Origin of the sequence: Flavobacterium zhoui (genome assembly GCF_042787235.1) — a bacterium.
In the GTDB taxonomy this organism is placed as follows: domain Bacteria; phylum Bacteroidota; class Bacteroidia; order Flavobacteriales; family Flavobacteriaceae; genus Flavobacterium; species Flavobacterium zhoui.
The window spans coordinates 109,194-123,353 of sequence record NZ_JBHZPY010000007.1 but is presented as its reverse complement, the minus strand read 5'-3'; the positions used below and the strand labels follow the sequence as shown (position 1 = coordinate 123,353).

The 14,160-nt window shown below is 33.6% G+C and carries 9 protein-coding genes; 6 read left to right on the top strand and 3 right to left on the bottom strand.

The window, feature by feature from the left end; genetic code table 11:
* The first annotated feature begins 2 nt into the window (after positions 1 to 2).
* Together ACFX5F_RS09860 and ACFX5F_RS09855 are read left to right on the top strand one after the other, a co-directional pair.
* A complete protein-coding gene (locus ACFX5F_RS09860) occupies positions 3 to 1,262 on the top strand; it encodes a hemolysin family protein (RefSeq protein WP_379851889.1) in 1,260 nt (419 codons plus the stop codon).
* A gap of 109 nt (positions 1,263 to 1,371) precedes the next feature.
* Positions 1,372 to 3,468, top strand: coding sequence for a peptidylprolyl isomerase (locus tag ACFX5F_RS09855; protein ID WP_379851888.1), 2,097 nt, complete (start codon positions 1,372 to 1,374; stop codon positions 3,466 to 3,468).
* A gap of 120 nt (positions 3,469 to 3,588) precedes the next feature.
* Here ACFX5F_RS09855 and ACFX5F_RS09850 read toward each other — a convergent pair whose 3' ends face one another.
* On the bottom strand, positions 3,589 to 4,506 hold the full coding sequence (locus ACFX5F_RS09850) for a GYDIA family GHMP kinase (protein WP_379851887.1): 918 nt from the start codon (positions 4,504 to 4,506) through the stop codon (positions 3,589 to 3,591).
* 60 nt (positions 4,507 to 4,566) lie between these two features.
* Positions 4,567 to 5,883: a hydroxymethylglutaryl-CoA reductase, degradative gene (locus tag ACFX5F_RS09845; RefSeq protein WP_379851886.1), complete on the bottom strand. Its 1,317-nt coding sequence runs from the start codon at positions 5,881 to 5,883 to the stop codon at positions 4,567 to 4,569.
* 178 nt (positions 5,884 to 6,061) lie between these two features.
* Here ACFX5F_RS09845 and ACFX5F_RS09840 point away from each other — a divergent pair, with 178 nt between their 5' ends.
* The 4 genes from ACFX5F_RS09840 (at position 6,062) to ACFX5F_RS09825 (ending at position 12,050) form a co-directional block, all read left to right on the top strand.
* On the top strand, positions 6,062 to 8,263 hold the full coding sequence (locus ACFX5F_RS09840; RefSeq protein ID WP_379851885.1) for a S9 family peptidase: 2,202 nt from the start codon (positions 6,062 to 6,064) through the stop codon (positions 8,261 to 8,263).
* A complete protein-coding gene (locus tag ACFX5F_RS09835) occupies positions 8,260 to 9,951 on the top strand; it encodes a peptide MFS transporter (RefSeq protein ID WP_379851884.1) in 1,692 nt (563 codons plus the stop codon). The genes ACFX5F_RS09840 and ACFX5F_RS09835 overlap by 4 nt, the downstream gene beginning before the upstream one ends.
* 74 nt (positions 9,952 to 10,025) lie before the next feature.
* A complete protein-coding gene (locus ACFX5F_RS09830) occupies positions 10,026 to 11,537 on the top strand; it encodes a peptide MFS transporter (RefSeq protein ID WP_379851883.1) in 1,512 nt (503 codons plus the stop codon).
* 51 nt (positions 11,538 to 11,588) lie between these two features.
* Positions 11,589 to 12,050 carry a thioredoxin family protein gene (locus ACFX5F_RS09825; protein WP_379851882.1) on the top strand — a complete coding sequence of 154 codons (462 nt, stop codon included), beginning with the start codon at positions 11,589 to 11,591 and terminating at the stop codon, positions 12,048 to 12,050.
* Between the two features lie 3 nt (positions 12,051 to 12,053).
* Here the strand turns inward: ACFX5F_RS09825 and ACFX5F_RS09820 are convergent, their stop codons facing one another.
* Complete coding sequence (locus ACFX5F_RS09820; RefSeq protein ID WP_379851881.1) at positions 12,054 to 14,090, bottom strand: ComEC/Rec2 family competence protein; 2,037 nt, start codon at positions 14,088 to 14,090, stop codon at positions 12,054 to 12,056.
* Positions 14,091 to 14,160: the final 70 nt, after the last annotated feature.

Sequence of the window (14,160 nt, the reverse complement as noted above, 5' to 3'; positions counted from 1 at the left end):
TTATGGAAATTAGTATCATAATATTGTGTTTAATACTATGTGCCTTTTTTTCAGGAATGGAGATTGCTTTTATTTCTTCCAATAAAATTTATCTTGAAATAGAAAAAAAGCAAGATAATTTTCTCTCTAGAATACTTACTAAACTTACTGAAAAGCCTTCTAAATTTATTGCAGCCATGCTAATTGGGAACAATATTGCGTTAGTGATATATGGGTTTTTTATGGGCGGGTTATTGATGCGTTGGGTTGAATCCTTTGGTTATCATTTTTCAAGTCTACTGGATTTGTTAGTTCAGACTATTCTTTCCACACTAATAGTTTTGATTACTGCAGAGTTTTTGCCTAAAGTATTCTTTCAGATTTATGCCAATACGTTAATAAAATTTTTTGCTGTTCCAGCTTACGTTTTTTATGTTTTATTCTATTTTATTTCTACTTTTTTTATCTGGGTTTCCGATTTTGTTTTGAAAAAATTCTTTAAAACCGAAGGCGATCAGGCACAGATCTATTTTAGCAAAGTGGAGCTTGGGAATTACATAACAGAACAAATGAGTACTGTTGAGGATAATGAAGAAGTAGATTCAGAAATACAAATGTTTCAAAATGCTTTAGAGTTTTCGGGGGTAAAAGCCAGAGACGTGATGAGTCCCAGAACTGAAATCGTTGCGATTGACTTATATAATTCGATGGATGAATTGAACAAATTGTTCATTGAAACTGGATATTCTAAAATTGTGGTTTATGAAAATTCTTTGGATGACATTGTAGGTTACGTACATTCATTTGATTTATTCAAAAAACCGGAGAGTATTAAGGAAATTGTAATTTTGGTAGAGTTTGTGCCAGAAACAATTTATATCAAAGACGCCATGAATTTGCTGACTAAAAAGCGAAAGAGTGTGGCCGTTGTGCTGGATGAATATGGCGGAACTTCCGGGATTATTACTATAGAAGATATTGTCGAAGAACTTTTTGGAGAAATAGAAGATGAACACGATTCAGAAGAAGAATTAATCGAAAAAGAGCTTGGGGATGATACCTATCTTTTTTCGGCTCGTTTTGATGTCGAATATCTAAATCAAACCTATAAACTTAATATTCCGGAGAGAGATTCTTATGGTACACTTGGTGGTTTTATTGTTGATTTCACCAAGGAAATTCCGCAAAAAGGGACTGTAATTACCATTGGGACCTTTCATTTTGTCATAGAAGAGGCCACAAATAAAAAAATAGAATTAGTGAAAATGGCGGTGCGAGAGTAGTTTTTTTTATAAAATTGAAAATTCTTTCAAAATAAAACGCTACTAGTATAATTATTAATTAGATAATTGTATTTTCGCAAACTGAATATAAAAATTAACAACAATAGAAATGGCAGTTTTAGCAAAAATTAGACAACGTTCCGCTTTATTGATAGCAGTTATTGCACTTGCATTATTTGCATTTATCATACAAGATCTTATCGGTAAAGGAGGCTTTGGTAAAAGCACAAAGGATGTAGGAAGTATCAATGGAAAAGATATTGCCTTCGAGGATTTTAGAATCAAAGTAAGCAATGTTGAGAAAAGTGGTCAAGGGATTACTTCAACAGCAGCAGCAAACAGAGTTTGGGATCAGGAAGTTTCTATAGCTTTATTGTCTTCAGAATTTGATAAATTAGGATTAAGAGTAGGTGAAAAACACATACTTGAAGTTTTAAAAGCAGATGAAAATATTGGTAAAAATCCATTGTTCTTGAATGCAGCAGGGATGTTTGATATTGCAAAATTCAAAGAGTATTTTAAATCAAATCCTGCACAAGCGCAATATTTGAAAGATAGAGAGAAAGATGCGGAATTGAATGCGAAATATCAAATTTATAATACTTTGATTAAAGCGGGTATTTATACTACGGAGAGCGAAGGAAAAATGAAATATGAAATGGAAGCCAACAAAGTAAATTTTGCTTACGTTGCTGGTTTGTATTCTACTATTAAAGACAGTGACGTAAAAGTTACTGATACTGAAATTGTAGATTTCATGAAGAAAAACGAAAAGAAATTCAAAGCTGACGAATCACGTGAAGTAGAATATGTTTTGATTGAAGACAAAGCTTCGAAAGAAGATCAAGATGAGGTTAAGTCTAAAATAAACGGATTGTTGTCTGGAAGAGTAGTGTACAATCAGGCAACTGGTAAAAATGATACTTTACCAGGATTTAGAAATGCGACTAACACAATTGAGTTTGTGAATTCGAATTCAGATGTTCCTTACGATTCAACTTACATAGCTAAAAAAGATTTGCCGGCAGTTGATGCAGACAAATTATTCAATCTTGCATCAGGTGAGGTTTACGGCCCTTATCTGTTTGGAAAATACTACTGTATTTCTAAATCAATGGGAATGAAGGCAGGTGTAAATGCAAAAGCAAGCCATATTTTAATTAGCTATGAAGGAACACAGGTTCCTAACAAAAAAGAGAAAAGAACAAAAGAGGAAGCGAAAGCTAAAGCAGAATCTATTTTAGCTCAAGTGAATGCAAATCCGGATAGTTTCTTGATGTTAGCGTTTACTAATTCAGATGATTCTTCAGCACAGCAAGGTGGTGACTTAGGTTATTTTGGTCCAAATCAAATGGTGAAGCCGTTTAATGATTTCGTTTTCAATAACGGAATTGGAAAAGTTGGTTTAGTAGAAACTCCTTTCGGTTTTCATATTATCAAAATTACAGATAAACAAGACGGAATTCGTTTAGCAACTGTTGCTCAAAAAATTGAAGCTTCGGAAGTGACTTCTGACAAAGTGTTTACTCAAGCGACTAAATTTGAAATGGACGCAACGGATAAAGATTTTGGCAAAATTGCAAAAGACATGAAGCTTACTGTAGCTGCTCCACTAACTTTAAAAGGTATGGATGAGACTTTTGGTCCTTTAGGGAATCAAAGAAGTATAGTTAGATGGGCATTTGAAGATGATACTAAAGTAGGTGCTGTAAAAAGATTTGAAGTAGCTAATTTAGGACATGTAATTGCAAAACTTAAAAATGTAGACAAATCTGGTTTAGTAACTGTTACATTAGCGAGACCTTATGTAGAGCCAATTCTTAAAAACAAGAAAAAAGCAGAATTGATCAAAGCTAAAATGACAGGTTCTTCATTAGAAGCTATCGCAAAAGCTACTGGTGCAAAAATTCAACAAGCAGCTGACGTAACTATGGAAAATCCAATGTTAGTTGGTGCAGGTCAAGAGCCTAAAGTTGTAGGAAATGCATTTGCATTAGCTGCAAACAAAATGTCTGCTCCTATTGAAGGAAATACTGGAGTTTATGTTGTGAAAAACATGAGTACAGTAAAAGCACCTGCTTTGAAAGATCATGCTCCATACGTAGCTAAATTAAAAGCACAAAGCGCTTCTGATGTGAACAGAGTTATTCCAGCTTTGAAAAACAGTGCTAAAATTGAAGACAACAGAAAACAATTCAATTACTAATATTTTAAAGTAATTAATTTAAATAAAAATCCCGATACATTTCTAGTGTATCGGGATTTTATTTTTAAGATAGTTTTGTTTGAAAGCTTGAGCGAAATTTAAAATAAAAATTTAATGTAACTAAAGCAATATCATTTCATTATAAGGAATAATTGTATGATATCCTTTTAAGGCAAAATAATGGCTAGGATTTTCAGTGGCAATTGCCATAACAAAATCTCCTCCCCATGCACCAAGGCTTTTGATTGTACCATTAAAATCAGGGAACAAAGATTCTTTGACCGTTTGCATTTCCAAAATGTTACTCATGTCAGCCTCGTGCTGTTCTATCGCTGAAGCAAATGATTTAGTGGTTGTTGCTTTCAAAGCTTCAAAAGTTATTTTGTCGTTTAGAGCAATAGTTTTAGCTAGATTGACTTTTTTATTGATGTTGTATGCCGTTATCGCTTTTTTACTGCTCTGCTTCTTGTTCAGATATACAAAATAGAGGTCTTTAGTAAACGAAGGATTAAAAACCACTTTTTCAACAATCGGTTTTCCTTGTTCTAAATGATATAAAATAGGAGTGTCGTTTTGAGCGCAGGCAATATCGTAGCCACTTCCTCCAAAACTGTTATTAAGCAGCGTAAAAGCATCAATTTGCAACCACTGGGCAATGTTGTTTATCAAAGTAGACGAGGTGCCTAAACCCCAGCTTTTAGGAAATCCAAGTTCGGTGGTAATTGTGTATCCTTTTGAAAGATTTATAAAATCAGGATTTAATACAAAAGCTTCGTGCAAAATAGCAATCAATGTTGATTTGACGGACTCGTTTTCTGAATTTCTTACCTTTGAAATATCAGAAAATGAAATGGTATCTTCAAACCAAATGCTTTTGTCAGCATCGTAACTTTTCCATTGTATTTCTTGATTGGTTCCTTTTTCGATGATTAAATTTTGTCCAAGTTTTGTGGGCAGAGCAAAAGCTTTGGCGCCATCTAAAACCAGATATTCACCTGTAATTAAAAGTTTTCCGTTACTGTAAAATGTTTGTTTCATTATTTTTGTTTAAATCCCTGACAGGGTTCTGAACCCTGTCAGGGCTGTCGAAAATCAATGTTATTTTCTTAGATTTTCGATATAGTCAACAACGGCGCTATGGGAAACCATATTGTGTTTGAAATGTTGTCGGATTAAAACACGCTCTTTGTGAGTGGCTTCAAACTGATTGATGATATTATTTAAATGCATTTTCATGTGTCCTTCCTGAATTCCGGTTGTCGTCAAGGAACGTAAAGCCGCAAAATTTTGAGCTAAACCAGCAACGGCAACAATCTGCATTAATTCCTTAGCGGATGGTTTCTTAAGCATTTCCAAAGAAAATTTCACTAAAGGATGCAAAGTGGTTAATCCGCCTATAGTTCCCAGCGCTAAAGGAATTTCCAGCCAAAAAGTAAAAATACCATTCTCAATTTTTGCATGTGATAAACTGGAATATTTTCCGTTTCGAGAAGCATAAGCGTGAATTCCAGCCTCAACTGCGCGGAAATCATTTCCCGTTGCAAGCACCACAGCATCGATTCCGTTCATGATTCCCTTGTTGTGGGTTACGGCACGATAAGGTTCAACTTCGGCTATTTGAACGGCTTGGACGAATTTTTCTGCAAATTCTTGTGGATTCTGAATGTGTTTTTCTTTTAATTCTTCTACGGGGCAGGACACTTCAGCGCGAACAGTACAATTGGGAACGTAATTAGACAGAATACTCATCACAACATGAATGTCTTTTTCTGTTTCTGAAAATAACTCATATAGCGAAGCTTCTTCTTTTAATGTTTTAGCAAATTGCTCCAAACAAGAATTGATGAAATTGGCTCCCATGCTGTCTTTCGTGTCAAAAGTAGCATGAAGTTGGAAATAATTAGGTAATAAGTCCGTCTTGTCGTTTAGAGCAATATCTAGAATTCCGCCACCGCGTTTTTGCATGTTTTTAGTAATGCTTTCCGTTTCGGTAAAAAAGACAGCTTTGGTTTGGGCAAAAAATAAGTTGAGTTTAGAAACATCGCCGTTATAGATAAAATGAACCTGGCCAATTTTTTCGGTATTGATAACTGTCGCTTTAAATCCGCCACGAGTGGACCAGAATTTAGCCGTTTTTGAAGCTGCGGCAACTACAGAACTTTCTTCAATCGCCATGGGAATAGTGCTGTATTTTCCGTTAATTAGAAAATTTGGAGCAATTCCTAACGGAATATAGAAGTTGGTGATTGTATTTTCGATGAATTCATCGTGTAGCTGTTGTGTTTTTTCGTCAGAATTCCAGTAGTTTTTCAGCAATGCGATAGCTTCAGTTGGAGTAGAAAAGTATTCGTAGGCAATCCAGTTTATTTTTTCTTCTTTGGATAATTTAGAAAATCCCGTTACTGCATTATTCATTCTCAATAGATTATGTGATGTTTAGTTGCAAAGATACGGTTTTAGCGCTTTTATTTACCTCAAATTATCGTCATTAAATTGTGGTTTTTAATATTGCTTTTTACATTTAACATAATAAATAGCCATTAATTGTAATTTTTTCACTAAAATTGACGGTTTTTATCTTTAAATCAATCGTATGAGTTCAAATAGAATTACCATCTTGCTTTTATTCGTGTGTTTTACTGTTTTTGGACAGCAAAAAATCACAATTGACGAAATTTTTAATGGCACTTTTCGTGCTAAAGGAATGGATGAATTGCAGTCTATGAAACTTACCAATCAATATTCTGTTTTGAATACTGATAAGGGTTCTAAAAGTATGCAAATTGATTTATACGATTTTGCTACTTTGAAAAAAGTGACCGTTTTAATCGATACCAAGGATCATAAGGAATTGCCAATGATTGACAGTTACACATTTGATTCCTCCGAAAAAATGATTCTGTTGGCTTGCAATACGAATCAAATTTTCCGCCATTCTTTTACGGCAGATTATTATTTGTATAACATTGCAACCAAGCAGTTAAAGAAGTTATTTGATTTTCAGGTGCAGGAGCCAACTTTTTCTCCTGATGGAAAAAAGATAGCTTATGCCAAAGAGAATAACCTATATGTATACGATTTGGCTTCTAATCAATCAACTCCAATTACCGTTGACGGGAAGAAAAATGCTTTTATTAACGGAATTACGGATTGGGTTTATGAAGAAGAATTTGCATTTGTAAGAGCATTTGACTGGAGTGCTGACAGCAAAAAAGTAGCGTACATTCGTTTTGACGAAAGCCAAGTACCGGAATTTTCTATGTCAATCTTTCACAAAGATTTGTATCCAACAGTTGAAACATTCAAATATCCTAAAGCTGGTGAAAAAAATTCAGAAGTTTCATTACATATTTATGATGTAACTGCTAATGCGACCAAGAAAGTTAATTTAGGAAACTACAATGATTTTTACATTGCAAGGATGAAATGGACAAATAATTCTAATGTTTTATCAGCACAGGTGCTGAACCGTCATCAAGATAATTTAGATGTTTTGTTTATTGATGGAAATTCAGGAGATGCAAAAGTGGTTTTGAATGAAAAAGATAAAGCGTATGTTGATGTTACGGATAATTTAACGTTCCTGAAAGACAATAGTTTTATTTGGACTAGTGAAAAAGACGGTTTTAATCATATTTACTTATATGATAACAATGGTAAACTGAAAAAACAAGTTACTAATGGGAAATGGGAAGTGACCAATTATTATGGTTTTGATGAAAAAACCAATACTGTATTTTATCAATCAGTGGAGAATGGTTCAATTAACAGAGATGTTTATAGAATAGGTCTTGACGGAAGAAACAAAGTAAGGCTGACCAAGAATGTTGGGGCAAATGCTGCTGTTTTTAGTCCAAACTATCAATATTATATCAATACTTTTTCAACAGCAACACAGCCCACAATCTATACGTTGAATGAAGCTAAAACGGGTAAACAAATTCAAGTTATTGAAAATAATGAAGCATTAGCTGCAAAATTGAAAAAGTATAATTTGCCTTCAAAAGAATTTTTTGTTTTGAAAACAGAAAAAGGAAATGAGTTAAATGCTTGGATCATGAAACCAAAGGATTTTGATGCTACCAGAAAATATCCCGTTTTTATGATTCAATATTCAGGTCCTGGATCACAACAAGTAGTAAATCAATGGGGTAGTTCTAATGAATATTGGTTTATGATGTTAGCGCAGCAAGGTTATATAGTTGCCTGTGTTGACGGAAGAGGAACTGGCTTCAAAGGGGCTGATTTTAAAAAATGCACACAAAAACAGTTGGGTAAATACGAAGTGGAAGATCAAATTGATGCTGCCAAAGTGATAGGAAATTACTCTTTTGTTGATAAATCAAATATTGGAATCTGGGGTTGGAGTTATGGTGGATTTATGGCTTCTAATTGTATAATGAAAGGGAATGATGTTTTTAAAATGGCGATTGCGGTTGCTCCGGTAACGAATTGGAGATTTTATGACAGTATTTACACAGAAAGATACATGCAAACACCACAAGAAAATGCTAGTGGTTATGATGAAAATTCTCCAATAAATCATGTAGAGAAGCTTAAAGGTAAGTTTTTATTGATACATGGTTCTGCGGATGATAATGTACATGTCCAAAATTCGATGCAAATGATGGAAGCATTAATTCAAGCAAACAAACAATTTGATTCTCAGATTTATCCAGATAAAAACCACGGAATTTATGGAGGTAAAACCAGAATCCAACTGTACACTAAAATGACTAATTTCATCAAAGAAAATTTACAAACTAAAACAATAACTTCAAAACAAATAATATGATTGAAACACAGGTAAAAACAGCACATCCAAAAGGTCTTTGGGTATTATTTGGAACAGAAATGTGGGAGCGCTTCAATTTCTATGGAATGCGGGCAATTTTAACCCTGTTCCTTATCAATTCATTAATGATGAAAGAGGCAGATGCTTCTATTATTTATGGAGGTTTCTTAGGACTTTGTTATTTGACACCAATGTTAGGAGGATTCGTTGCCGATCGTTTTTTTGGAAATAGAAATTGTATTTTACTTGGAGGTTTAATGATGGCTATTGGACAGTTATTATTGTTCACCAGTGCCAGTATTTTTGGTACAAACTTAAGTCTTGCCACTACATTAATGTGGTCGGCTTTAGGGATTATCATTTTTGGGAACGGTTTTTTTAAACCAAATATTTCAAGCATGGTGGGAAGTTTGTATCCAAAACAAGAAAAAAGTAAACTGGACACTGCTTTTACCATTTTCTACATGGGTATAAATTTAGGGGCTTTTCTAGGACAATTAATTTGCCCATTAATAGGGGATATTAAGGACGCAAACGGAATTAGAGATATTCATGCTTTTAAATGGGGTTTTCTTGCCGCTTCTATTGCTATGTTAATAGGGACGTTAGTGTTTTATTTCTTGAAAAATAAATACGTGGTAACACCAGAAGGAAGACCTTTAGGAGGATTGCCATCTAAAAATGAAGCATCAGATTTTGAAGAAGGAGAAGCGCAAAAAGCGGTGTTCTCTGCAAAATCTTTAGTAATGGCAGTAATTGCATTTTTTGCTTTGTTTTTTGCTTTTAGATATTTATTGGGAGGTGAAAATTTCATTAAAACAGTAATTTATCCAATTATCTATGCAAGTGGTTTGACCTTGGCAGGATTAATTATATCAGATACTTCGCTGACTAAAATAGAAAGAGACAGAATTTTCGTAATTTATATCGTTGCCTTTTTTATTATTTTCTTCTGGGCAGCTTTTGAACAAGCGGGATCTTCATTGACTTTTATCGCGGATAACCAAACCGACAGAAATTTCTTTGGATGGAATATGCCACCGTCGATGGTTCAAATTTTTAACGGTCTTTTCGTATTCTCGTTTGCACTTCCTTTCAGTATTCTTTGGGATAAATTGAGAGCTTCTGGAAAAGAACCAATTTCGCCCGTAAAACAAGCTATCGGTTTAGGGCTAATTGCTTTGAGTTATTTTATTTTGGCTTACAATGTGAAGGATTTAGGAAACAGCGGGCTTTTAGGTATCAAATGGTTAATTTTAATGTACCTAATTCAGACTTTTGCTGAATTATGTTTGTCGCCAATTGGATTGTCATTGGTAGGGAAATTATCTCCAAAACGTTTTTCTTCTCTTTTATTCGGGGTTTTCTTTTTATCCAATGCAGCAGGATACGCGTTAGCAGGAACTTTAGGTTCAATTATTCCTGCAACGGGAGATAAATTTATTAAAGCAAAAGAATTAGGGATTGAATTACAACCTATTTTAGATAAGACAGTTACTCCAACAGCGGAGCAATTACAAATTTTAACAACCAATCAAATAGATGCATCAAATCCTATATTTGCAGGATTTGAAATTCATAATCTTTTCGAATTTTTTATGGTTTTTGTGGTCTTAACAGGATTTGCAGCAGTAATATTATTTGCATTGACACCAGTTTTGAAAAAAATGATGCATGGTGTTCGATAATACTAAAAAAATAAATTAATATCTTTAAAACCTACAAGAATTCTTGTAGGTTTGTTTTTTTAAATACTTCGCAAATGGCTCAAAATGTAACAATAGAAGAAATACAAAATTTCAAAGGCAAGTACCCAAAGCAATTGTGGTATTTATTTTTTAGTGAAATGTGGGAACGTTTCAGTTTTTACGGTATGCGAGGAATGTTGGTTATTTTTATGGTGAACCAATTAAATATGAATGCTGTAAATGCTAATTTGCAGTATGGCGCTACTCAGGCTTTTGTTTATGCTTTTACTTTTATTGGAGGGATGTTTGCTGATAAAATTTTGGGTTTTAGAAAATCATTGTTTTGGGGAGGGATTTTAATGATTGCCGGAAGTATTATTTTGGCATTAGATCCTCATCAGTTTTTCTTTATCGGAATTAGTTTTACTATTATAGGGACTGGTTTTTTTAAACCAAATATTTCTACTATGGTGGGACGTTTGTACAAAGACGATGATAATAGAAGGGATGCCGGTTTTTCTTTTTTCTATATGGGTGTGAATCTTGGTGCCTTGATTGGGGGTTATTTATGTATAGCTGTTGCAAATGGATCGATGCTGTCAAGTATTGTGCCGGAACATTTAAGATGGAATGTTGCTTTTGGTTTTGCAGCGATTGTAATGATCATAAGTTTATTGACTTTTATTCAAACTCAAAAAAGCTTAGGGGATATTGGAGTTTCACCTTTGTTGGCCTTGGAAACCTCTAAAAGAAAAGTCTACGAATACCTTACCTACATTGGTTCGCTAGCTGTTATTCCGGTTATTATTTTGTTAGTTTCTAATTCGGGCTATACTGATATGTTTATGTATATAATTGGGCCTTGTTCTTTGTTGTATTTGCTTTTTGAAATGAGAAATTTTTCCGTTTCAGAGAATAAAAAATTAGTTGCTGCATTAGTGTTTGTTTTGTTTTCTATTGTTTTTTGGGCATTTTTCGAACAAAGTGGTGGTTCTTTAAGTCTTTTTGCAGAAAGTAATTTGAGTAAAACGGTTCTTGGAGTTCCACTAGATCCTAACGGTGTGAATAATTCGGCTAATTCATTCTTTGTAATTGCTTTTGCGGCTCTTGTCGGATTAGTGTGGCTCTGGATGAGTAAACGGAAAATTGAACCAAATACGGTAGTAAAATTTGGATTAGGATTTCTGTTTCTTGCAGGTGGTTTTTATGTTTTTTATTACACAAAATTCTTTGCTGATGCAAATGGTGTTACTTCATTAGATTTATTCACTTTTGGGTGGTTTATTATCACTTTTGGAGAGTTATGTTTGTCACCAATTGGAATGTCTGCGATGACAAAATTGTCACCTCAAAAAGTGCAAGCTGTAATGATGGGGATGTGGTTTCTGGCGAGTGCTTATGGGCAGTATTTTGCGGGATTGTTAGGGGCGAATATTGCAGGGGCTTCTGAAAATGCAACTAATCTTGAAAAATTAATTGTCTATGCCGATGGATACAAACAATTAGCCATTTATGCTTTAATTGCTGGAATACTTTTAATTGTTGTATCACCTTTGGTAAAAAAATTAATGCAAGAAGTGAAATAATTCACTAATTTTAGGCATTGTTTTTGCGTTTAAAATTTTAAATTAAAATATATGAAAAAGATACTTTTACTTACGATGTTAGTTTTTGGCGGTTTTGTGATGCAAGCACAAGAGTTAAAATGGCATACTGACGTTAAAGAAGCAATTGCCATTGGGAATAAAGAGAAAAAACCTTTATTGATGTTTTTTACAGGAAGCGACTGGTGCGGCTGGTGTATAAGACTGCAGAAAGAAGTTTTAAAAACACCTGAGTTTGAGAAGTGGGCGAGCGAAAATGTAATTCTGGTAGAGTTAGATTATCCAAGAAGAACTCCTCAAAATCCAGAGATTAAAAAACAGAATGATGAATTGCAACAAGCTTTTTCTATACAGGGTTTTCCAACAATTTGCTTTGCCAATGGAACTACTAAAGACGGAAAAATCAATTTTGAAGGTTTAGGAACTACGGGATATGTAGCGGGTGGTCCAGCCGCTTGGCTTGAAGTTGCAAACGGAATTTTGAAAAAGAAATAATTTTTAATTCAATTTATAGAATCCCTTTTCACCAGTAGCGTGAAAAGGGATTTTTTGTTTAGTACAGGTTGCTTTCCAGAACTTTTGGATGGTTTTAAAGTTTGATGCATCAGCGATAACTATTTCTGGTTTTATGCTTTGAAAAAGTCTTTCCAGATTTATTTTTGGAGATTGGGTAAGTAGTAAAATGTCAGGCTTTATATTTTTTGGATAAATACCCAAACTATCGATAATGATAATTTTCTTTCCGTTGAAAAAGACGACGTTTTGCATTCGTCTTTTTGTTTTTAAGTCACTGAAATTCCCAACCAAATAGGAATTTAGAATCGTGTTTTTTCTGGAGATTTTTAATAAACTATCATTTGCATATAAGCTAACATCATTGCTATTTCGTTCCGTAATTAGTGTATTTCTTTTCAAATTGAATACCACCCATTCTTTTTGGTTTTTAATGTTATATCGTGTTTGTAAAAATGATATTTGTAGAATAATAATAGTAATTAAAGCTAGAATTAATTTATTGAAAGTTGGTTTTTTAAACCAAATGATTATTGCAATAAGCAACAAGTAACTACTGATTAAAAGGGAATAATTGAACGAGATATTATGGATTATAAATTGTTCTAGGGAGGCGATCGCATTGATTATTTTATTCAAATAATAGATGCTCCATTCCAAAGGTTTGGCAAACACAAAAGGAACGTAGCCAAAAGCCGCCAAAACCATAACCAAAACGCCCAAAATCATTATAATACTTAGCAGCGGTATAATGACTAAATTAGTTACGAAGAATAATCCCGGAAATTGATGGAAGTAGTAAATGCTTAAAGGCAGTGTTCCGATTTGTGCCGCAAAGGAAACCGTCAGAATATCCCAAATGTATTTTGTAATCTTATTTTTTGGTAACCAGAAGGAGGCTAAAAGCGGTTGCAACCAAATAATAAAAAATAGAGCGATATAGCTTAATTGAAAACCGACATCAAATAGAAAGGAAGGTTCGAAAAGTAATATGATCAAGATGGAAACCAGCAACGTATGATAAATGTTGACACTTCGTCTTAAATGATTTCCAATGGCAACAAATGAAAACATGGTTACAGAACGAACTACAGATGGCGCAAGACCTGCAATTATGCCAAAAAGGGATAATGAGGCGAGAATAATTAACAACTTGATAAATGAGCCTCGTTTTGTGTTGGGTAAAGGCTTTAGAATAAAAGTTACAAAAAGTAATATAAACCCAATATGTAATCCTGAAACCGACAAGATATGTATGGCGCCTGCATACTGATAGTCCCGAATAATTTCTGGAGAGATATCTTGCTGTTGCCCCAGAATTAGAGCAATAGCTACATTTAATTCTGTTTTATTAAAGTTGCTTTTTTCTAAATTATGAATGATTTTAGATCTTAATTTGGAAGTATAATACCAAATGCTTTTATCTATTTCAGTTCCAATTTTTATTTCACCAGACTCAGTGTAAACTTGCGCAAAGATTTGCTTGTTTTCAAGGTATTTACTGTAGTCAAATTGGTTAGGGTTATTTGGAGGACTATTTTTATGTAAGGTAGTTTTGATTTGTAAATTATCGCCTATCTGAAATACATGTCGTAAACTGTCTTTTCGAATATTTAGGATTAACCTACCCGTGCTTTCTAATTGGTCTATACGGTTTACAATAGCAATATAACGGTCATTAGCTGTAGAACTTTTTAGCTTTTCTCGCAGAGTTATGGTAAGCAAAAGGGGCTTTTCATAAATGGAGCTGTAATGGGTGTAATTGCTCTTTTGAAAAAAATCATTATGTGTGATATGCGTAATCATACCAATAAAAAACGAAAGTAAACAAGCGGTTAAACCAAAATATAGCGGAGAAATTTTATTTTTTCGTGATAAAAACCAAGTAATTCCTAAGGCCAAAAATGTAATAAATAGTAAAAAAAATACTATTTGTGGATTTGCTTTTGAGTAAAATGCAGCAATTATTCCTAGAACGAAACCAACTGTTATTCTCGCTAAAGGAAATTGGAGCACTTTCATGTTTCTAAAGTACACTTTTTTTAGTAAGAAATAACTTTGTATTTAAAAATAATGAGATAGAACTTTAATT

What these genes read in the sequence shown, in the direction of transcription:
- ACFX5F_RS09860 (WP_379851889.1), top strand. Translation starts at nt 3, where the DNA reads ATGGAAATTAGTATCATAATATTGTGTTTAATACTATGTGCCTTTTTT.
- ACFX5F_RS09855 (WP_379851888.1), top strand. Translation starts at nt 1,372, where the DNA reads ATGGCAGTTTTAGCAAAAATTAGACAACGTTCCGCTTTATTGATAGCA.
- ACFX5F_RS09850 (WP_379851887.1), bottom strand. Translation starts at nt 4,506, where the DNA reads ATGAAACAAACATTTTACAGTAACGGAAAACTTTTAATTACAGGTGAA.
- ACFX5F_RS09845 (WP_379851886.1), bottom strand. Translation starts at nt 5,883, where the DNA reads ATGAATAATGCAGTAACGGGATTTTCTAAATTATCCAAAGAAGAAAAA.
- ACFX5F_RS09840 (WP_379851885.1), top strand. Translation starts at nt 6,062, where the DNA reads ATGAGTTCAAATAGAATTACCATCTTGCTTTTATTCGTGTGTTTTACT.
- ACFX5F_RS09835 (WP_379851884.1), top strand. Translation starts at nt 8,260, where the DNA reads ATGATTGAAACACAGGTAAAAACAGCACATCCAAAAGGTCTTTGGGTA.
- ACFX5F_RS09830 (WP_379851883.1), top strand. Translation starts at nt 10,026, where the DNA reads ATGGCTCAAAATGTAACAATAGAAGAAATACAAAATTTCAAAGGCAAG.
- ACFX5F_RS09825 (WP_379851882.1), top strand. Translation starts at nt 11,589, where the DNA reads ATGAAAAAGATACTTTTACTTACGATGTTAGTTTTTGGCGGTTTTGTG.
- ACFX5F_RS09820 (WP_379851881.1), bottom strand. Translation starts at nt 14,090, where the DNA reads ATGAAAGTGCTCCAATTTCCTTTAGCGAGAATAACAGTTGGTTTCGTT.